Below are 21,033 nucleotides of genomic sequence, written 5' to 3' on the forward strand. Positions count from 1 at the left end.
CCGGCAAAGACCTGCATTGCAGTGCAAACGGTGCGGCAAAAGGGTGCGCGCGCAGGGCGTCGGCGCCAGGCTGGACGGTCATGCGTTCCGCATATGAAAATGGCCGCCGGAGCGGCCGCAGGATGATCCGCCGTGGCGGAAGGAGACCCGCCACCGTCTTGCGACGGTGGCGGGAGCGACGGGGCTCGAACCCGCGACCTCCGGCGTGACAGGCCGGCGCTCTAACCAACTGAGCTACGCCCCCGCATTCCGACGCTTCGAAGCGCGTCGCAACGAGGTCCCGGGATTTAAAGGTCCGGGCTCCTCAAGTCAAGAAATGGAAACGCCTCGGAAGTGGATATTTGCGCTTGCCATTCGGCTGGTGGGCGATGACGGATTCGAACCGCCGACCCTCTCGGTGTAAACGAGACGCTCTACCGCTGAGCTAATCGCCCGCCCTGCCACGACCCGCTGACGACCGCACAAAAAGAACCGGCCGGACGCTGCCGTCCGGCCGTCGCGACATCGGCGAGGCACCCCTCGCCTACCTCAGTTGATGGCGTCCTTCAACCCCTTGCCGGCCCGGAACTTGGGCTGCTTGGATGCCGCGATCTTGATCTTCTCGCCCGTCCGGGGATTGCGACCCTCGGACGCCTCACGCTTGGTGGCGAAGAAGGTCCCGAAGCCGACGAGGCGAACCTCGTCCCCCTTCTTCAGCGCCTTCGTCACCATCAGAATCACGCTGTCGACCGCCTTGGCAGCATCGGTTTTCGACAGGTCGGTATCCGCAGCCACCGCAGCCACGAGATCGTTCTTATTCACCGTTCGGCCTCCCTCCTGACCACGTTCGTCGGCTATAGCGGCCGGGAACCTGACCCAATCGAGAGGCAAAGTCTAGAACGCCTGCTCGCAAGGGGTCAATCGACCCGAGGGGTGTTTTCGTCGATCCGGACAGCATGACTGACAGGTTGGATTTCAGGGCGGAAACGCCATTTGGCGTTGGGCCAGTCGCCCGGGGCTTCGGCAGGCAATTCGCTGGAAGCGCCGCACTATTGGGCATTGATCGCGCACCCGGGAGTGTCGGCGGCGATCCTCTTGGGCTGCGGCGTGTCGCAAGTTCCGCCGATTTCCGGTGCTCGCCGCGCTGCGATCAAGTCTGATGATCGGAGCCACGTCTTCTGCCGTTCGTCTGCCCGAAGTCGAGCAAGGCATAACAGTATCTTATCTGGCGAAAACCCATGACTGGGTCGCGATCGGTATCGACTGTATGGAAGTCGCTGGATACAACCGGCAGGGTGGAGCTGGCCACGCAGCACACTCGGTAGAAATATCGGCCCCAAAACGCAGAACGCGGCCCCCTTGCGGGGACCGCGTCCTCAACCCGACCGCCCAGGCAGCGGTCAGTGCGTCACGAGGCTCGAACGCCCGTCGGCCGCGGGATCAGCCGCCGCAGCGGGCTTGTCCGGGTCCGGCTCCAGCCACTCGATCGGCGTCGGCGGGGTCACCAGGGCGCGCGCCAGCACCTCGTCGACCGTGTTGACCGGGATGATCTTCATCCCCTTCTTCACGTTGTCCGGGATGTCGGCCAGGTCCTTCTCGTTGTCCTTGGGGATCAACACCGTCTTGATGCCGCTCCGCAGGGCCGCCAGCAGCTTCTCCTTCAATCCGCCGATCGGCAGCACCCGCCCGCGCAGCGATATCTCGCCGGTCATGGCAAGGTCGCGGCGGACCGGGATGCCGGTCAGCACCGACACGATCGACGTCACCATGGCGACGCCGGCTGATGGGCCGTCCTTGGGCGTGGCGCCCTCGGGCACATGGACATGGATGTCCTTGCGATCGAAGATCGTCGGCCGGATGCCGAAGATGGCTGCCCTCGACTTCACGTAGCTCTCGGCCGCCTGGACCGATTCCTTCATCACGTCGCCCAGCTTGCCCGTCGCGGTCACCTTGCCCTTGCCGGGCACGGTCACCGATTCGATGTAGAGCAGCTCGCCGCCGACTTCCGTCCAGGCCAGGCCCGTGGTGGTGCCGACCAGGTCGTCCGTCTCCAGCTCGTTGTCGCGGAAGCGGCGGATGCCGGCATACTTGTCGAGGTTCTTGCGCGTGACCGCGACCTTGGTCGCCTCGCCCGAGACGATCTCCTTGGTCGCCTTGCGCGCCAGGTTGGCCAGTTCCCGCTCCAGGCTGCGCACGCCGGCTTCCCGCGTGTAGTAGCGGACCAGGTCACGCAGCGCCTCGTCGTTGATCGACCATTCCTTCTTGGCCAAGCCGTGCGCTTCCACCTGCTTGGGGATCAGGTGGCGCTTGGCGATCTCAACCTTCTCGTCCTCGGTGTAGCCGGCCAGGCGGATGATCTCCATCCGATCCAGCAGCGGCTGGGGCATGCGCAGCGTGTTGGCCGTCGTCACGAACATCACGTCGGACAGGTCGTAGTCGACCTCCAGGTAATGGTCGTTGAACGTGCCGTTCTGCTCGGGGTCCAGGACCTCCAGCAGGGCCGCCGACGGGTCGCCGCGCCAGTCCGCGCCCAGCTTGTCCACCTCGTCGAGGAGGAAGAGCGGGTTCGAGGACTTGGCCTTCTTCATGCCCTGGATGACCTTGCCGGGCATCGAGCCGATATAGGTCCGCCGGTGGCCGCGCACCTCCGCCTCGTCGCGCACGCCACCCAGCGACATGCGGATGAAGTTGCGGCCGGTGGCCTTGGCGATCGACTTGCCGAGCGAGGTCTTGCCGACGCCGGGCGGGCCGACGAGGCAGAGGATCGGGCCCTTCATCTTGCGCATCCGCTGCTGGACAGCGAGATGCTCGAGGATGCGCTCCTTCACCTTGTCGAGGCCGTAATGGTCCTCGTTCAGGATCGCCTCGGCGAGCTTGATGTCCTTCTTGACCTTGGTCGGCTTCTTCCACGGAATGGTCAGCAGCCAGTCGAGGTAGTTGCGCACGACCGTCGCCTCGGCCGACATCGGGCTCATCGAGCGCAGCTTCTTGACCTCCAGCAGGGCCTTTTCGCGGGCCTCCTTGCTGAGCTTGGTCTTCTTGATGCGCTCTTCGAGCTCGGACGCCTCGTCGCGGCCCTCCTCGTTCTCGCCCAGCTCCTTCTGGATCGCCTTGAGCTGTTCGTTGAGGTAGTACTCGCGCTGCGTCTTCTCCATCTGCCGCTTCACGCGGTTGCGGATGCGCCGCTCCACCTGGAGCACGCCGATCTCGCCTTCCATGAAGCCGCAGATCTTCTCAAGCCGGCCGCCGACGGAGCGGATCTCCAGCAATTCCTGCTTGTCGGAGATCTTCAGCGCCAGGTGGGCGGCGATGCTGTCGGCCAGCTTGGCGACGTCGTCGATCTGGCTGACCGAGACCAGGACCTCGGGCGGGATCTTCTTGTTGAGCTTGATGTACTCCTCGAACTGCGAAACCGCAGTCCGGCTGAGCGCCTCGAGCTCGCGCGGGTCGCCGTCGTCGTCGCCATAGGGCTCGGCGTAGGCCTGGAAGAAGGACGGATTGTCGATGTAGTTGGCGACCTTCACCCGCTGGCCGCCCTCGACCAGCACCTTCACGGTGCCGTCCGGCAGCTTCAGGAGCTGCAGCACGGTGCCGACGGTGCCGACGGTGTAGATATCGGCCGGGGCCGGATCGTCCTGGCTGGCGCTCTTCTGGGTGACGAGCAGGATCTGCTTGTCATCCTTCATCACGTCTTCGAGGGCACGAACGGACTTCTCGCGGCCCACGAACAGAGGCACGACCATGTGCGGGAAGACGACGATGTCCCGCAGCGGCAGGACGGGATAGAGCTGTTGACCGGAAACGTCTTGCATCTTGCCTCAGATGGCAGCGCGGGCCGGCGAACCGGCCCGCTACATTGGATATCCGAGAGATGGCGCCGCCCGGAAACCGGTTCAAGGCCGGCGGCCTCCAGGGACAAGCCCGGAGGCCCCGGGGGCCGGGCGGCCCCGGTCAGGAAGAGCGGTCGGCGGCCCTTGCGGCCTCGGCCCGGCGCTCGCCGTAGGTGTAGAGCGGGCGCGCCTTGCCCTCGATCACCTCGCGGGTGATCACGACCTCCTCGACCCCGTCCAGGGTCGGCAGGTCGTACATCGTGTCGAGCAGCACGCTCTCCATGATCGAGCGCAGGCCGCGGGCGCCGGTCTTGCGCTGGATCGCCCTGATCGCGACCGCGCGCAGGGCGTCCTCGGCCAGGGTGAGGCGCACGTCCTCCATCTCGAACAGGCGCTGGTACTGCTTCACCAGGGCGTTCTTGGGCTTGCTCAGGATGTCGATCAGCGCCACCTCGTCGAGGTCGGTCAGGGTCGCCACCACCGGCAGGCGCCCGACAAACTCGGGGATGAGGCCGAACTTCAGCAGGTCCTCGGGCTCGACATCGCGCAGGATCTCGCCCGTCTGGCGCTCGTCGGGCCCGCGCACCTCGGCCCCGAAGCCGATCGACGTCCCCTGCCGGCGCTGGGCGATCAGCTTCTCCAGGCCGGAGAAGGCGCCGCCGCAGATGAACAGGATGTTGGTCGTGTCGACCTGCAGGAACTCCTGCTGCGGGTGCTTGCGGCCGCCCTGCGGCGGCACGGAGGCGATCGTGCCTTCCATGATCTTCAGCAGCGCCTGCTGCACGCCCTCGCCCGACACGTCGCGGGTAATCGACGGGTTGTCCGACTTGCGGCTGATCTTGTCGACCTCGTCGATGTAGACGATGCCGCGCTGAGCCCGCTCGACATTGTAGTCGGCCGCCTGGAGCAGCTTCAGGATGATGTTCTCGACATCCTCGCCGACATAGCCGGCCTCGGTCAGCGTGGTCGCATCGGCCATCGTGAACGGCACGTCGATGATGCGGGCCAGCGTCTGGGCGAGCAGCGTCTTGCCGCAGCCGGTCGGGCCGATCAGCAGGATGTTCGACTTCGCCAGCTCGACGTCGTTGTTCTTCGCGCCGTGCGCCAAGCGCTTGTAGTGATTGTGGACTGCGACCGACAGGACGCGCTTGGCGTGGAACTGGCCGATCACATAGTCGTCCAGGACCTTGGAGATGTCCTGGGGCGTCGGCACGCCGTCGCGCGACTTGACCAGCGTCGTCTTGTGCTCCTCACGGATGATGTCCATGCAGAGCTCGACGCACTCGTCGCAGATGAAGACGGTGGGGCCGGCGATCAGCTTGCGCACCTCATGCTGGCTCTTTCCGCAGAAGGAGCAGTAGAGGGTGTTCTTGGAATCGCCGCCGCTGGACTTGTTCATAGCCGCTCCAAACGAGATCGGGGGCCGCGGGGGATGTTAGACCCTGGCTCGGCCCAGGGACAACGCCCTAGATCTGGACATTGACCCCGGCCTGCAAGACCCGCGCCGCAACCCGATATGCGCACCGACCGCCACCATTGGGGCCGTTACGCAGATCGAAACCCATCAGTAATATGGGGGGGCCGTCAAGACCCCCAACCTCTACTGCCGCTCCCGGGGTACGCCGCGGCGCGGCCGTACCCCGGTCGAACCCTGCCGGTCAGGCCGGGCGGCCATCCTCTTCGCGGGGCGGCCGGCTGGCGATGACTTCGTCGATGAGGCCGAATTCCTTGGCTTCGACGGGGGTCAGGAACTTGTCGCGCTCCATCGCCCGCTCGATCACGTCCAGCGGCTGGCCGGTGTGCTTCACATAGATTTCATTCAGCCGGGCGCGGATCGCCAGGATCTCGCGGGCGTGGATTTCGATGTCCGTCGCCTGCCCCTGGGCGCCGCCCGACGGCTGGTGGATCATGATTCGCGCATTGGGCAGGGCAAACCGCTTGCCCTTGGCGCCGGCCGTCAGCAGCAGCGACCCCATCGAGGCCGCCTGGCCGATGCACAGCGTCGTCACCTCGGGGCGGATGTACTGCATGGTGTCGTACATCGCCAGGCCCGAGGTCACCACGCCGCCCGGAGAGTTGATGTAGAGCGCGATGTCCTTGTTCGGATTCTCGGACTCGAGGAACAGGAGCTGCGCGCAGACGAGGCTCGACACCGCATCGTTGACGGGGCCGACGAGGAAGATGATCCGCTCCTTCAGGAGGCGGGAATAGATGTCGTAGGCCCGCTCCCCCCGGTTCGTCTGCTCGACGACCATGGGAACCAGGGTGTTCATGGTGAAGTCGTAGGGATCGCGCATCATCCTCACTCCGCTGGCGGCCTTGGCGCCGCCAAAACTGGTTGCCGGTCCCTGCCTAGGAGGCGGCGGGGCTGTCGGCGGCCTGGTCGTCGGGATCGCGGAGCAGTTCCTCCACCGGGACGGCGCGCTCGCTCACCTTCGCCTGCTCGACGATGTGATCGACGACCTTGTCCTCGAACAGCGGCGCGCGGAGCGAGGCGACCGCCTGGGGATTCTTCTCGTAGAACTCGATGACCCGCCGCTCCTGGCCGGGATAGCGCCGTGCCTCCTCGGAGATCGCCCGGTTGATCTCTTCCTGGGCCACACTGATGTTGTTCAGCCGCCCCACTTCCGCAAGGAGCAGGCCAAGGCGGACGCGACGCTCGGCAATGGCGCGGTATTCGGCCTTCAGCGTCTCGTCGTCCTTGCCGGCATCCGGATCGGGCTCGACCGCGGGTGCCGCAGCCGGCGCCTCGCCTTCGGCAGGCGCCTCACCGTCCTGCGCCGGTGCGGCGGCGGCCTTGCGCTGCTCCTCGACGCGGCTCCAGATGCCCTCGAACTCAAGCTCGACCATGCCCTGCGGCACCTCGAAGTCGTTGTTCGCCGACAGCTTGTCCAGCAGCTCGCGCTTCATGCGGGCGCGGGTGACGGCCGAGAAGTCCTTCTCCATCTCCTGGCGGGCGGCCTCACGCAGCTCGACCAGCGAGGGGAAGCCGATCTGGGTCGCCAGCTCGTCGTCGACCTGGGCCGGTGCCGGCGTCTTCAGTTCCTTGATAGTGACGGCGAAGCGCGCCGGCTTGCCGGCGAGCTGCTTGTTGCCATAGTCCGCCGGGAAGGTGACCTCGACGTCGAACGGCTGGCCGGCTTCCTTGCCGACGATCTGGTCCTCGAAGCCCGGGATGAACATGCCACTGCCGACTTCCAGGTGGAAGTCCTCGGCCTTGCCGCCGGCGAACGCCGTGCCGTCGACGAAGCCCTCGAAGTCGATCACGGCGATGTCGCCCGCCTGCACCGGACGCGGCTCGGCCACGGCGACCGAGCGCTTGTGCTGGTCGGCGACGCGCTGCAGGGCGCGATCGACCTCGGCCTCGTCGACCTGCGCCTTCAGGCGCTCCAGCTCGATGACGCTGAAGTCGGGCTGCGCGATCTGCGGCAGCACCTCGACGGCCATCGTGTATTCCAGGTCGGCGCCTTCGTTGAAGGACTGGATCTCGACCTTGGGCTGCAGGGCGGGGCGCAGGCCGCGCTCTTCCATCGCCTGCTGGACGCCGCTTTCCAGCGTCTCCTGCAGGACCTCGCCGAGAAGCGCCTGGCCGTAGCGCCGCCGCAGGACGGGCAGCGGCACCTTGCCCGGGCGGAAGCCCGGCATGTTGGCCGTCTTGGCGATCTCGGTCAGGCGAGTCTCCACCTTGCCGCTAAGTTCCGCCGCCGGGACGGTCACTTTGAATTCGCGCTTCAGGCCCTGGCTGGCAGTCTCGACAACGTTCATCGAAGGTTGATTCCTAATTCTGATGGCCGACCGCGCCGGCCAGGAAAGCCTGTTTTTCCGGATGAATCCGGGACAGCGTTGGTGCGGGCGAAGGGACTCGAACCCCCACGACTTGCGTCACCGGAACCTAAATCCGGCGCGTCTACCAGTTCCGCCACGCCCGCCCGCAACGACGGCCGGCGCCCTTGTCCGTCGCAGATGACGGGGCGTTCTACCGCAGGTCCCGCCGGTTCGACAACTTAGTTGCTAGAGCGCCCCCGGCCCCGTGCCCTTCAGAACCTCGGCCGGGGGCATCCGGCCCTCGAACCAGATGCCGGCCGCCGCCCGCGACATCGCCGCACCATCATGGCCGACACCCGGAACGCTGATGAGATTCCAGGCGAATGGCAGGCCCAGGCGCGCGGCCTCGCGCTGGCCGAACGCGTACATGAAATGGGCGCGTGCGTAGCGCGTCGGCCCCTGGGCCTTGGCCTCCGGGTTCGACGGCAGGTTGGCCTCGGTCGGGTCGTTGTCCTGGTCGCCGGCGAAGATGGTCATGGGATAGGCCAACCAGCGGGCCAGATCGTCCGGGCCGAGCCCAAGGCCGCCCATGCCCTCGGGGAAGGCGCGGTCCAGGGTCGGCAGGGTGTACCAGCCGGAGTTGGCGGCCATCGCCACCGCGAAGCGCGAATGGTCGGCCTCGGTCGCCAGCAGGCGGTGGACGAACTGCCCGCCGGCCGAATGGCCGAACAGGCGGACCTGGGGACGGGTGGCAACCCCACCCTGGCTGAGCGCGTCCAGCACCCGGCCGGGCACGCCATAGATGCGCTGGTCGCGCGGCCGCATGGTGCCGTCCGCCGCGACCGTCAGGCCGTTGTTGTAGCCCTCCGCCTGCGGAAAATGCTGGTTGGAGAAGGTCGGCGCCACGATCAGGATGGCGTGCTTCTCCGCCGCATCGATCCAGAAATCGCGATAGTCGTCGCCGTTGCGCATCATGCCGTGCTGGACCACCACCACCGGGCCGTCCGGCCGGTGCGCCGCCGGACGATAGAAGTTCACCTCGAGCGGCCGGTCGGGGAACAGGCGGTCGACGAAGGGCAGCGTGCTGCGGCCGACTTCGGGGGCGAGGACGGTGGTCGTCATGGGCTCTCCGCTGGAGTGTGCAGATGGCAGGCCGCCTGGCGGCCGGGCGCGATCTCGACGAAGGCCGGGCGGACCTCGCGGCAGACCGCCATGGCGTGTTCGCAGCGCGGGTGGAACGGGCAGCCGCCGGGCGGCGCCAGGGGCGACGGCAGTTCGCCCTGGAGGGGCTGGAAATCGCGCTTGCGGCGGCGGGCGGACGGGATCGCCTTGATCAGGGCCGCACTGTACGGATGGGCCGGCTTGGCGAAGATGTCGGCCGCCGGGCCGCTCTCGACGATGCGGCCGAGATACATAATCGCCACCCGGTCGCTGATGTGGCGCACGAGGCCGAGGTCGTGGCTGACGAAGAGATAGGTCAGCCCGTGCCTGGCCCGCAGGTCCATGAAAAGATTGACCACCTGGGCCTGGATCGACACGTCGAGCGCCGACACCGGCTCGTCGCAGACCAGGAAATCGGGCTTCACCGCCAGAGCCCGGGCGATGCCGATGCGCTGGCGCTGGCCGCCCGAGAACTGGTGAGGGTAGCGATCGCGATAGGCGCGGTCGAGGCCGACCTCGCCCATCGCCCGGTCGACGGCCGCCGCCAGATCGGCCTTCGCCACCAGCCCGTGCACGCTGAGCGCCTCGCCGATGATGCGGCTCACACGCATCCGCGGGTCGAGCGAGGCGTACGGATCCTGGAAGATCATCTGGACCTTCAGCAGGTAGTCGAGCCGCGCCCTGCCCGTCAGGCCGGCCGTCGGCCGCCCGTCATAGACGACGGTCCCGGCGGTCGGGGGCAGGATGCCGGTGGCGATGCGCGCCAGGGTCGACTTGCCGCAGCCCGATTCGCCGACCAGGCCCAGCACCTCGCCACGGGCGACGGCGAGGTCGACGCCATCGACGGCCCGCAGGGTCGCGGGCGGCCGGCCGCTACCGGCCAGACGCAGCAACCGCTCGGCCAGGGTCCCCTTGCTGCGGAAATGCTTGGTGACGCCGCGCAGCTCGAACAGGGGCTGGGCCATCAGCGTCGGTCCTCTGCCATCGGCACGGGGTTGTGGCAGCGGAAATTGCGCTGGGCATCGCCGGTCGGCGGCGGGTCGACCTCGGCACAGACGGCGAGCGCGCGCTCGCAACGCGGTCGGAACGGGCAGCCGGACGGCCGCGAATCGATGCGCGGGGCCACGCCGTCGATCTGGTGCAGCTTCTGGCCCGGCTCCACCATCGAGGCGGACGAGTTCAGCAGGCCCAGCGTATAGGGATGGCGCGGCAGGTCGAGGATGTCGTCGACCGGGCCGACCTCGACGATGCGGCCCGCATACATGACGGCCACGCGGTCGGCCAGCTCGGCCACCACGGCCAGGTCGTGGGTGATCCACAAGACCGCCGTGCCGGTCTCGCGGCTCAGCTTCTGGACCTCGAACAGGATCTGGCTCTGGATGGTGACGTCGAGCGCCGTCGTCGGCTCGTCGGCGATGATGAGATCGGGTTCGTTCAGCAATGCCGTGGCGATCGCCACGCGCTGGCGCATCCCGCCCGAGAATTCGTGCGGGTATTGCTTGAGCCGCGTCTGCGGCGAGGAAATGCCGACCCGGGCCAGCGCGTCGGCGGCGCGGCGCATGGCGCCCGGTCGGTCGCCGGGCCGGTGCTCCAGGATCGCCTCGGCCATCTGCTCGCCGATGGTCAGCACCGGGTTCAGGGTCATCAGCGGGTCCTGGAAGATCATGGCGATGCGGTCGCCGCGCAGGCCCCGCAGCGTCTCGGGCGTGGCCCGGCACAGGTCGCGGCCCCGGAACAGCACCTCGCCCGCGACGATCTCCCCCGGCGGGTCGACCAGTTGGACCAGCGAGAAGCCGGTCACCGACTTGCCCGACCCCGATTCGCCCACCAGGCCCAGCACCTCGCCGAGGGCGATGGTGAAGTCGACGCCGTCGACCGCAGCCCACGCGCCGTCGGCAGCGTGGAACACCGTGCGCAAGCCACGGACGGCGAGCAACGGCTCGGTCATTGGCCGCGCACGTTGAGGCTGCGGCGCAGACGGTCGCCGAAGACGTTGAGCGACATGATCAGCAGCACCAGCGCAATGCCCGGGAAGACCGCGATCCAGTATTCGCCCGACAGCAGGAACTCGAAGCCGTTGGCGATGAGCAGGCCGAGCGAGGGCTGGGTCACCGGCACGCCGACGCCGAGGAAGGACAAGGTCGCCTCCAGGGTGATGGCGCCGGCGACGCTGATCGTCGCCACCACCAGGACCGAGCCGATCGAGTTGGGCAGCAGGTGGGCCAGCATGATGTGGCGGCGCGGCAGGCCGAAATTGACCGCCGCCTCGATGTATTCCTTGCGCCGCTCCACCATGGCGGCCGCCCGCATCAGCCGGGCGTAGTGGGCCCACTGCACGATGATGATGGCGAAGATCACCTTGTCGACGCCGCGCCCGATCGAGGCGAGCAGGACGAGCGCCACCAGGATCGAGGGGAAGCCCAGCATGAAGTCGACCACGCGCATCAGGGCTGCATCGACCCAGCCGCCGAACTGGGCCGCGACCAAACCTGCCGTGATGCCGATGACGAGCGCGCCCGATGTGGCCGACAGCCCGACCATCAGGCTGGTGCGCAGCCCGTAGAGGATGGCGCTCAGCATGTCGCGGCCCTGCGAATCGGTACCGAGCCAGTAGGTGATGCCGGTCATGCCGCTCTCGCCGGGGGCCAGGCGGTTGTCCATGACGCTGAGCTTGGCAAGATCGTAGGGGTTCTGCGGCGCGATCACCGGCGCCAGCACCGCCAGCAGCACCAGCGCGCCCAGCAGCAGGCCGGCCCCCTTCGGTGTCGGACGCCGGCGCAGGCGGCGCAGCACCTGGCGGCGGAGCGGCGTGTCCGCCGCCGTCGGCGGGGCCGCGGTGGAGGCCGGGGGCGACGCGGTCATGCCAGTTCCCCCGTCAGCTTCACGCGCGGGTCCAGCGCGGCATAGAGGATGTCGACCAGCAGGTTGACGGCGACGAACAACAGCGTTGCCAGCATGACGTAGGCGACCACGACCGGCCGGTCGAGCTGGTAGATGCTGTCGATCAGCAGCTTGCCCATGCCGGGCCAGGCGAACACCGTCTCGGTGATGGTCGAGAAGGCGACGAGGCTGCCGAATTCGATCCCGACCACGGTGACGACGGGGATCAGGATGTTGCGCAGCACGTGCCGGCCGACGATGCGGCGGCGGCGCACGCCCTTGGCGCGGGCGTATTTCACATAGTCCTGGGTCATCGTCTCGGTCGTGCCGGCCGCGACCAGGCGGATGATCAGCGCCAGGTTGGGGATCGCGAGGTTGAGCGCCGGCAGGACCAGGTGCCGCAGCCCGTCCAGCGTCAGCAGGCTGGTCTGCACCCCCAGCACCGAGACCGTGTCGCCGCGCCCGGCGGTCGGCAGCCAGCGCAGCACGACGGCGAAGAGGAGGATCAGCATCATCCCCTTCCAGAAATTGGGCAGCGAATAGCCCAGCACCGTGCCCGCCATGATCACCCGGGCCGGCCGGCTCTCCGGGTCGAGCCCGGCCAGCAGGCCGAGCGGGATGCCCAGCGTCAGCGCGAAGGTCATCGCCAGCAGCACCAGCTCGAAGGTGGCCGGCAGGCGCGCCAGGATCAGGCCCGCCGCCGGGACCCCATGCACGAAGGAGCGGCCGAGGTCGCCCTTCAGGGCGTTGCCCATGAAGACCAGGTATTGCTGCCAAACCGGCAGGTCGAGGCCGAGCCGGCGGATCATCGCCTCCCGCTCGACGGCGCTGACCTGCGGCGGCACCAGCACCTCGATCGGGTCGCCGATGCCGTAGACGGCAAAGAAGACCACGACCGAGACCGCCAGCAGCACCAGGATGCTCTGGATCAGCCGCTGCAGGACATAGGCGCCCATCGCCGGTGCCGCCCGCCCTCAGCCGCTCCCGGTCAGCGCGCGGCTGGCCGGATCGACATGGCCAGCGTCTGCTGGTCGGAGCGGCCGGTCATCGTCAGCCCGGCCTTGTAGCCCCAGATCGAGCTTTCGAAGTGCAGCGGGATGAAGGCCCCGTCCTCCAGCGCCTTGGCCATCGCCTGCTGCAGGAGCCCCGCCCGCTTGCCGTCGTCCAGGGTGGAGATGGCGCTGCGGATCAGCCGGTCGAAGTCGGGATTCGAGTAGCCGCCATAGTTCGAGCCGCCGACCGTCTTGGCTTCGTCCGGCGTCGCCGGCCACTGCCGCAGGAAGGATGCCGCCTCGCCGGTGCCAGACCCCCAGCCGCCCATTGCGAAGCTGAATTCCTTCTTGGCGCGGCGCGAGAAGTAGATGGCGCGCGTCATCGTATCGACCTCGGCCTTGATACCGACCTGGGTCAGGTACTGGGCGACCGCCTGGGTGATCTGGCTGTCGTTGATGTAGCGGTCGTTGGTCGCCGACAGCGTCACCTGGAAGCCGTTGGGGTATCCCGCCTCGGCCAGCAGCTTCTTCGCCTGGGCCGGGTCGTAGCGCAGCACGGGCGGGTTCGGCAGGGTCCCGAACATGCCGGTCGGCAGGAACTGGTAGGCCGGGGTGGCAGCCCCGTCCATGATCCGCTTCACGATGGCATCGCGGTCGATCGCCAGCGACATCGCCTGGCGGACCCGCGGGTCCTTCATCGGGTTGCCGCCCTTGTCCGACTTGACGAAGGGGCTGTTGTCGCGCGCCACGTCGAGCTGGAAGTAGATGACGCGGGTGGACGGCGTCACGACATGGCCGAAGCGCGCATCATTGCGGATGCGGCCCAGATCGCGCGCGGCCGGGTTCTCGATCAGGTCGTAGTCGCCGGCCAGCAGCCCGGCCAGGCGCGGGCCGGCATTGGTGACGGGCACGTAGCGGACATTGGCCCAGGGCTCTGCCGCGCCCCAGTGGCGCTCGTTGCGCTCCAGCTCGATGGCCGAGCCGCGGACGTAGCTCTTCAGCTTGTAGGGGCCGGTGCCGATGGCAGCCGTGCCGTCGTTGAAGTTGGCGACGCCGGGCCAGGGGCTGGTGACGCCGCAGCCCTTGGCGACGTCGAACGCGATCGGTCCATGCTCGACGATGGACGCGCTGAGGATCATCAGGCCGGACAGGTGGGTGGCCAGCAGCGGCTCCGGCGTCTTGGTGGTGATGACGACGGTGCCGGCGTCGGGCGCCTCGACCGAGGCGAAGTTGGCCGTGGTATCGGCGAACGACCCGGCGATCGCGGTCTCGTTCTTCAGCGTGCGGCAGAAGGTGAAGAGCACGTCCTCGGACGTGAAGGGCTTGCCGTTCGAGAAGGTCACGCCCGGCCGCAGCTTGAAGGTCCAGCGGTTGGCGCCGTCGTTCTCGAACGAGGTCGCCAGCGCCGGGTGCAGCTTCTGCATCTCGTCCTGGCGCAGCAGGCCTTCGTAGATGTGGGCGGCGAGCGCGTTGTTCGGCGTCAGGTCGTGATAGTGCGGGTCGACCGCCGTCGGCTCGGAGGCGAGCGCGATGCGCAGGTTCTGCGACCAGGCCGGACCGGCCAGAAGGCAGGCCCCGGCAACGCTTGCGACCAACACGCGGCTGTGCATCGACATGCTTCGTCTCCTGTCCCGACCGACCGTTTTTGACATAAATATTTTCGTTGGTTAGGAAGCATGAAACCCATCCAACGTCAATCGAGGCCATTGCCGATGTCCCAGCCCTTGCGCCCGACGACAGACTTGGCCAACCGGATCGCCGGGGCCTATCCGTCGCTCAGCGCCGGGCACCGCAAGGCGGCCGACTTCGTGCTGCAGAACCCGCTCGACACCGCGACCATGACGATCGAGGGTTTCGGCGCGCAGAGCGGCACCTCGACCGCCACGGTAACCCGCTTCGTGCGGGTGCTGGGCTTTGCCGGTTATGGCGAGTTCCGCGCCGCCCTGTCCGCCGCACTCAAGCTGGCGATGGCCCCGGTCGACGGCTTCGCCGATGCCCGTGCCGCCGCCGGCTCGACCTTCGCCACTCTGGCCGGCGCGCTGCGGGACCAGGCGGCCAACTTCGATGAGGCGATCTCCCAGCTCGACGAGGCCGTCGTGTTGCGCGCGGTCGCCACGCTGCTGGGCGCCCGCCGCATCTTCCTGCTGGGATCGGGCGCCAGCCACCACGTCGCCTCCTTCCTGGAGGACGGCTTCGCGCTCTACCTGGATGCGGACGTGATCTTCGCCGCCTCGCGCGGCGGGCCGGAGCGGGCGATCCGCCACATGCTGTCGGCCGGCCCCGAGGACCTCGTGGTCGCGGTCTCGATCCCGCGCTACTCCCGCACCACGGTCGACCTCTGCCATTTCGCGCGCAAGCGCGGCGTGCCGGTGCTCGCACTCACCGACGCCGCCACCTCGCCGCTCGCCCGCATCGCCGACATGACGCTCTACGCGCCCGCCCGCAACCGCCTGCTACCCAACTCGCCGACGGCGGCCTTCGCGCTGGCCGACGGGCTGGTCACCACGATCGCCAAGGAACGGCCCGACGCGGTCGAGACCCTGAAGGGGCTGAGCGAAGGGCTATTGTGGACGTTCCATCACTGAGAGGCACCGAGCGACCCCTCACCCCTCCAGCAGGCCGCGCGCAACGGCATCGACGATGGCATCGGCGTCGATGCCGTGCACGCGGTAGAGGTCCTGGATGTCGCCCGACTGCCCGAAGCTGTCGACGCCCAGCGGCACCACGCGGTGGCCGTCGACGGCACCCAGCCAGGACAGGGTCGCCGGGTGGCCGTCCACCACCGTCACGATGACGGCATCGGCCGCCAGTGGTGCCAGCAAACGCGCGATCCGGCTGTCCCCGCCTGACGTGGCGGCCGTCCGCCAGCCGGCATGCAGGATGTCGGCCGAGGTAACCGCCAGCAGGCCCGCACCCGGCACGTCCTCCAGGATCGCCGCATGGGCGGCGATCGCCTCGGGTGCCACCGCGCCCACATAGACGATGGCGACCGGGGCACCCTTGGCCGGCGGTGCCAGCCAGTAGCCGCCCGACAGCACGTCGGCGCGACGGCGATCCTGGTCGGCAGCGGGGGCCGGCTGCTCGAGCTGGCGGGTGGACAGGCGCAGATAGACCGATCCCCCCTCCTCGGCCTGCATGTGACGGAAGCCCCAGGCCATGACGATCGCCAGCTCGTCGACGAAAGCCGGCTCGAAGGCCGTCAGGCCCGCCTGGCCGATGCCGATCAGGGGGGTGCTGATCGACTGGTGCGCGCCGCCTTCCGGCGCCAGCGTCAGGCCGGACGGCGTCGCCACCAGCATGAAGCGGGCATCCTGGTAGCAGGCATAGTTGAGCGCATCGAGGCCGCGCATGATGAAGGGATCGTAGAGCGTGCCGATCGGCAGCAGCCGGCGGCCATAGAGGCTGTGCGTCAGGCCGAACGCAGCCAGCGTCAGGAACAGGTTGTGCTCGGCGATGCCGAGTTCGACATGCTGGCCGGACGGCCCCATCGCCCAGCGCTGGGCCGACACCACCTTCTCGTCCCGGAAGATGTCGTGGCGCTCGCTGCGGTCGAAGATGCCGCGGCGGTTGACCCAGCCGCCGAGGTTGGTCGACACGGTGACGTCGGGCGAGGTCGTGACGATGCGCTCGGCCAGCTGGCTTTCCCCGGCCGCCAGCTCCGACAGCATGCGCCCGAAGCCTTCCTGGGTGGACATGCGCTGGGCGGTCGGCACCGGCAGCGCATCCGGCACCGGCACGGACTGGTCCTCGAACCGCCGGAAGCCCTCGCGGGCGAACGGCACCCGCGCCAGGAATTCCTTCAGCACCGGCGCCGGCAGGTCGAGGCCGGCGAAGTGATCCCATTCCTGGCCGTCGGCGATGCGGTTGGCCTTCTTGAAGCCCGCCATCTGGTCGCGGTTCATCAGGCCGGAATGATTGTCCTTGTGGCCGGCGAAGGGCAGGCCGAAGCCCTTCACCGTATAGGCGATGAAGCAGGTCGGCAGGTCGTCGGTGACGGCCTCGAACGCCTCCAGCACGGCCTCGATATCGTGGCCGGCCAGGTTCGTCATGAGGACGCCCAGCGCATCGTCGTCCAACTCGTCGAGCAGCGCGCGGATGCCCGGCAGGTGGCCGATGTCGCGCTCCAGCCGCGGCCGCCAGGCCTCGCCGCCCTTGAAGACCAGCGCCGAATAGAGCTGGTTCGGGCAGGCGTCGATCCAGTCGCGGAGGGCAGCGCCGTCCGGGCGCTTGAAGGCGGCCTCCAGCTTCTTGCCGTACTTCAGGGTGACGACGCGCCAGCCCATCGACTGGAAGATGCCGTCGATGCGCATGAAAAGGCGGTCGGAAACAACGCTATCCAGGCTTTGCCTGTTGTAGTCGATGATCCACCAGAGGTTCCGGACATCATGCTTCCAGCCCTCCAGCATCGCCTCGAAGACGTTGCCTTCGTCCAGTTCGGCGTCGCCCACCACCGCCACCATGCGGCCGGCCGGGCGGTGGGTCGGCACCATCTCCTTCAGCCGCAGATAGTCCTGGGCGATCGAGGCGAACGTCGTCATCGCCACGCCGAGGCCGACCGAGCCGGTCGAGAAATCGACGTCGTCGGCATCCTTGGTGCGCGAGGGATAGGACTGCGCCCCGCCCAGCGCGCGGAACCGCTCCAGCTTGCCCTGCTCCTGCCGGCCCAGCAGGTACTGGATGGCGTGGTAGATCGGGCTGGCGTGCGGCTTGACGGCGATGCGGTCCTGCGGCCGGAGCACCGACAAATAAAGAGCGGTCAGGATCGTGGCGCAGGATGCGCTCGACGCCTGGTGGCCGCCCACCTTGAGGCCGTCGCGGCTGTCGCGCTCGTGGTTGGCCTGGTGGATCATCCAGCTCGAAAGCCAGAGGATCTTGCGCTCCAGTTCGCGCAGGATGGTAATTCGGTCGCCGGAGGCCGGCTCGGGAAAGACCTCGATCGGGAGCGCGCTCATCGGTGATCCTCGAGAAGGCTTGCGATTGCGGCGCCGGCTCACCCCTTGGCCAGCGCCCGGATCGGCGATGAGGCGGAGATCTTGCCCTCGCCGCGATAGGCCTCGTGGTTCGTGTCGATGCTGTCGAACCGGTAGAGATAGTTCACCATCATCCCGAAGGACTGGCGCATCCCCTTGTCGGACGGATCGGCCAGCCAGTCGAGGCGCTCGACGCGGGCGCCGTTGGTCAGGTGGAAATGCGCGACCGGGTCGATCGCGCGCCGCCCCTTGGGCCGGAGCGAGGTGAGATAGGTGGCGCCCAGCCGCTCCAGCGGCGGCCGCAGCGCGTCGGCCAGCGCCGGCCGGGTGAGCCAGGTGCCGTCCGCCAGTGCCGCGGCGGCCCCGCCGGCGACGCCATGGGCCGCGGCCGCCACCGCGTCGCTTTCCCCCGGCCGCAGGAGCGCCTCGAAGCCGCCATCGGCGATGCGGCCGTCCAGCCAGGTCCGGAAGCCCGGGATCGGCGACAGGGTGGCGAACGTCTTCAGGTTGCGCAGTTCGCCCGCCAGCAGGTCGACGACGCGCTTGATCAGGAAATTGCCGAAGCTGATGCCGTCCAGCCCGCGCTGGCAGTTCGAGATCGAGTAGAAGATCGCGGTGTCGGCCGACTTGGGGTCGGCCACCGGCGCGCTCTCGTCCAGCAAGGGCTCGATATGGCCCGAGATGCCATTGACCAGCGCCACCTCGACGAAGATCAGCGGCTCGTCCGGCATGCGCGGGTGGAAGAAGGCAAAGCAGCGGCGGTCGGCCTCCAGCCGGTTCTTTAGGTCGCGCCAGTCGCGGATGGCATGCACCGCCTCGTAGGCGATCAGCTTCTCCAGGAGGGCCGCCGGCGCCTCCCAGGTGATCCGCCGCAGTTCGAGGAAGCCGACATCGAACCAGGACGCCAGCAAGCCGTGCAGGTCGGCGTCGAGAGCCGCCAGGGCCGGGTCGCCGCGTGCGATGGGCAGCAGCTCAGCCCGAAGATCAACCAGAAACTTAACACCTTCCGGCAAACCGTTGAATTGCTTCAGCAACCGAACCCTGGGTGCTTCCAGGGCGCGGGCCAGATCACGCTCGGCCCGCATCACCTTGTCCGGCTCGGCCGCGATCAGCGCCTCGGCCGCCGCCTTCACCGCGTCATGGTCGCAGCCGAAGTCGCCCGCCAACATGCGCAGGAACCGGTCCCGCCCGATCGCGCTCAGTTCCAGGTAGGTGCGGCCCAGTTCGGCCGCGCGCTGGCGGGCCGAGACCTCGCCGCCCTTGCCGTCCAGGCAGTCGCGCATCTGCGTGTGCAGGCGCTGCGCATCGTCGCTCGGCAGGTCCGGTCGGGGCCCTGCCCCGACCGCGCCGCGCGCGGATGCCGAGATGTCCCGCCATGCCGCCCGCAAATTGCCGAGCGTGCGGTCGAGGACGACATCGAGGAAGCCGGGTGCGGTACGATCGTTCATGCCCTTCGATTAGCGCACCGCGCCCCTTTCCGGCAAGGCAAGGCAACCGCCATCGCCAGCCCCGCATGATCGCCGATCGCACGAGATTGGCACGGTCGGCAAACCGCCGGCAGCATCGGCGGTTGTACGCATCGGCGCCTTTGCAGACCGGCAGGGGTGGATCGGCAGATTTGCGAGCCCGCCCGCAAGTCCAAACTTGTGCGCCCGCCGATTGAAGATCACGCTTCGTCTTGGCGTCCAATCATTCGGCCCCCAAAAGGGCAGCGTAGGCGAGGAACTGGCTTCATGGCGACGATAGGAACCGAGGGCCCGGATCTTCTGACCGGCACGGAAGGCGTGGACACGATCCTGGGTCTGGGCGGCAACGACACGGCGGCCGGCCTGGGTGGCGACGACTTCATCGACCTCGGCCCCGGTGCCGACAGCGCCGATGCCGGCGGCGGCGCCGACTTCATGATGGGCATGGCCGGCAACGACACGTTGATCGGCGGGGCCGGCGCGGACGCCCTGTTCGGCGGATCCAACGTCGACCAGGAGAACACGGGCAACGACCTGCTGCTGGGCGGTACCAGCGACGACCTGATCCTGGGCGGCGACGGCAACGACGTCATCCAGGGCGAGGACGGCAATGACAGCCTGAACGGCAATACCGGCGTCGATGTCGTCTATGGCGGCCCGGGCGTCGACTTCGTGCGCGGCGGCCAGGGCAACGACAGCGTGTTCGGCGGGACCGGCAGCGACTGGCACGTCAACGGCAATATCGGCGACGACTACGTCGCCGGCGGCGAGGGCAGCGATTCGGTGTATGGCGGCCAGGGCAGCGACACGCTGCTGGGCGATTCCGGCAACGACACGATGAGCGGCGACCTCGGCGACGACTTCCTGCAGGGCGGCGACGGCGATGATTCGCTGGATGGCGCGACCGGCGACGACACGGTGCTGGGCGGGGCCGGGACGGATTATGCGGCCGGCGGCGACGGCGAGGACAGCGTGCTGGGCGGCGACGGCCAGGATTTCGCGATGGGGGGTCTCGGGTCCGACACGCTCGACGGTGGCACCGGCGACGACTTCATGTTCGGCGGGACTTTCGGTTTCGTTAGCGATGTGGACGGGCCCCCAGATGGGGACAACCTGATCTATGGCGGCGACGGGTCGGATACGATGGCCGGCGACATGGCGAACGACCGGCTTCTGGGCGGGGCCGGAATCGATGTGATGCTGGGCATCGGCGGCGACGACTCGATGGATGGCGGTGCCGACGGAGACTTCCTGTCGGGCGACATGCTCACTGGCATCTTGGGCTTCGACCTGACCGAGGCGGATCTCAACATGGCCTACCAGCAGGCCATCGAGTTCAACCTCAACGGCAACGACACCCTGTCCGGCGGCGAGGGCAACGACACCATCTTCGGTCATCTGGGCTCGGACAGCGTGTCCGGCGGCAACGGCGACGACACGATCTCGGCCGACCGCCTGCTCCTGGACGACGAGTACGAGGAGTTTCCGGCCTTCCTCTCCCTGCTGGGATATGGCGGCGGCAGCGATGTCGTGCGCGGCGGCAATGGCAACGACCTGATCTATGGCGACGAGGGCGACGATACGGTGATGGGCGATGGCGGCAACGACCGCCTCTATGGCGGTTCCGGCGGCGATCTGCTGGTTGGGGGTGCGGGCAACGACTACCTCCATTCCGGCTCCGGCAGCGACACCATGGCCTTCGGCAGCGGCAGCGGGGAGGATTCCGTCATCGGCTTCGATGCCGCGACCGACAAGCTGTCGATCGCGTCCGGCGTGAACGGCGGCAACCTGACCACGGCCCAGGCCGTCCTCAACGCGTCCTTCGTCATCGTCGGCCGCGGGCTGATCATCGACCTGGGCGGCGGCAATGCCATTATTCTGCCCGGGATCACCAAGGCGGATATCTCGGCTGCCAACATCCAGATCAGCGCGGCCGAGGGCCTGTCGGCGCCGGCGCCAGCCGACGATCCCTACTGGTACTGAGCGACCG

The 21,033-nt window shown here is 68.2% G+C and carries 15 protein-coding genes and 3 tRNA genes; 2 read left to right on the forward strand and 16 right to left on the reverse strand.

What is annotated here, in order from left to right; translation table 11 throughout:
* Positions 1–167: 167 nt before the first annotated feature.
* From STVA_RS13380 to STVA_RS13445, 14 genes are all read right to left on the reverse strand, one after another.
* A tRNA-Asp gene (locus STVA_RS13380) sits at positions 168–244 on the reverse strand.
* 115 nt (positions 245–359) lie between these two features.
* Positions 360–434 (reverse strand) — tRNA-Val (locus STVA_RS13385).
* Positions 435–528: 94 nt separating this feature from the next.
* On the reverse strand, positions 529–801 hold the full coding sequence (locus STVA_RS13390) for an HU family DNA-binding protein (RefSeq protein WP_123688427.1): 273 nt from the start codon (positions 799–801) through the stop codon (positions 529–531).
* Positions 802–1,379: 578 nt separating this feature from the next.
* Positions 1,380–3,791, reverse strand: coding sequence for an endopeptidase La (gene lon / locus STVA_RS13395; protein WP_123688428.1), 2,412 nt, complete (start codon positions 3,789–3,791; stop codon positions 1,380–1,382).
* A gap of 139 nt (positions 3,792–3,930) precedes the next feature.
* Positions 3,931–5,208, reverse strand: a complete 1,278-nt coding sequence (clpX, locus tag STVA_RS13400) for an ATP-dependent Clp protease ATP-binding subunit ClpX (RefSeq protein WP_123688429.1) — start codon at positions 5,206–5,208, stop codon at positions 3,931–3,933.
* 259 nt (positions 5,209–5,467) lie between these two features.
* Positions 5,468–6,106: an ATP-dependent Clp endopeptidase proteolytic subunit ClpP gene (clpP, locus tag STVA_RS13405; RefSeq protein WP_420822835.1), complete on the reverse strand. Its 639-nt coding sequence runs from the start codon at positions 6,104–6,106 to the stop codon at positions 5,468–5,470.
* 55 nt (positions 6,107–6,161) lie between these two features.
* The gene (gene tig / locus STVA_RS13410) at positions 6,162–7,574 is read right to left on the reverse strand and encodes a trigger factor (protein ID WP_123688431.1); all 1,413 of its coding nucleotides are present in this window, start codon (positions 7,572–7,574) and stop codon (positions 6,162–6,164) included.
* 79 nt (positions 7,575–7,653) lie between these two features.
* Positions 7,654–7,738, reverse strand: a tRNA-Leu gene (locus tag STVA_RS13415).
* A gap of 82 nt (positions 7,739–7,820) precedes the next feature.
* The gene (locus STVA_RS13420; RefSeq protein ID WP_123688432.1) at positions 7,821–8,696 is read right to left on the reverse strand and encodes an alpha/beta hydrolase; all 876 of its coding nucleotides are present in this window, start codon (positions 8,694–8,696) and stop codon (positions 7,821–7,823) included.
* Positions 8,693–9,700: an ABC transporter ATP-binding protein gene (locus tag STVA_RS13425; RefSeq protein WP_123688433.1), complete on the reverse strand. Its 1,008-nt coding sequence runs from the start codon at positions 9,698–9,700 to the stop codon at positions 8,693–8,695. Before STVA_RS13425 ends, STVA_RS13420 begins: the two co-directional genes overlap by 4 nt.
* Positions 9,700–10,683 (reverse strand): ABC transporter ATP-binding protein, encoded by a 984-nt coding sequence (locus STVA_RS13430; protein WP_123688434.1) that lies wholly within the window; start codon positions 10,681–10,683, stop codon positions 9,700–9,702. Before STVA_RS13430 ends, STVA_RS13425 begins: the two co-directional genes overlap by 1 nt.
* Positions 10,680–11,597: an ABC transporter permease gene (locus tag STVA_RS13435; protein ID WP_123688435.1), complete on the reverse strand. Its 918-nt coding sequence runs from the start codon at positions 11,595–11,597 to the stop codon at positions 10,680–10,682. The genes STVA_RS13430 and STVA_RS13435 overlap by 4 nt, the downstream gene beginning before the upstream one ends.
* A complete protein-coding gene (locus STVA_RS13440) occupies positions 11,594–12,571 on the reverse strand; it encodes an ABC transporter permease (protein WP_123688436.1) in 978 nt (325 codons plus the stop codon). Before STVA_RS13440 ends, STVA_RS13435 begins: the two co-directional genes overlap by 4 nt.
* A 32-nt stretch (positions 12,572–12,603) precedes the next feature.
* The gene (locus STVA_RS13445) at positions 12,604–14,223 is read right to left on the reverse strand and encodes an ABC transporter substrate-binding protein (RefSeq protein WP_179955453.1); all 1,620 of its coding nucleotides are present in this window, start codon (positions 14,221–14,223) and stop codon (positions 12,604–12,606) included.
* Positions 14,224–14,319: 96 nt separating this feature from the next.
* On the opposite strand from STVA_RS13445, the gene STVA_RS13450 reads away from it, so the two are divergent.
* Positions 14,320–15,192, forward strand: a complete 873-nt coding sequence (locus tag STVA_RS13450) for a MurR/RpiR family transcriptional regulator (protein ID WP_170216328.1) — start codon at positions 14,320–14,322, stop codon at positions 15,190–15,192.
* An 18-nt stretch (positions 15,193–15,210) separates the two neighbouring features.
* Here STVA_RS13450 and STVA_RS13455 read toward each other — a convergent pair whose 3' ends face one another.
* Positions 15,211–17,559, reverse strand: a complete 2,349-nt coding sequence (locus tag STVA_RS13455; RefSeq protein WP_123688438.1) for a 1-deoxy-D-xylulose-5-phosphate synthase N-terminal domain-containing protein — start codon at positions 17,557–17,559, stop codon at positions 15,211–15,213.
* Positions 17,560–17,597: 38 nt separating this feature from the next.
* A complete protein-coding gene (locus STVA_RS13460) occupies positions 17,598–19,025 on the reverse strand; it encodes a malonyl-CoA decarboxylase (RefSeq protein WP_123688439.1) in 1,428 nt (475 codons plus the stop codon).
* A 285-nt stretch (positions 19,026–19,310) separates the two neighbouring features.
* Between STVA_RS13460 and STVA_RS13465 the strand changes: the two genes are divergently transcribed.
* Complete coding sequence (locus tag STVA_RS13465) at positions 19,311–21,026, forward strand: calcium-binding protein (protein ID WP_123688440.1); 1,716 nt, start codon at positions 19,311–19,313, stop codon at positions 21,024–21,026.
* Positions 21,027–21,033: the final 7 nt, after the last annotated feature.

It is taken from the genome of Stella humosa (genome assembly GCF_006738645.1).
Taxonomy (GTDB): Bacteria; Pseudomonadota; Alphaproteobacteria; order ATCC43930; family Allostellaceae; genus Allostella; species Allostella humosa.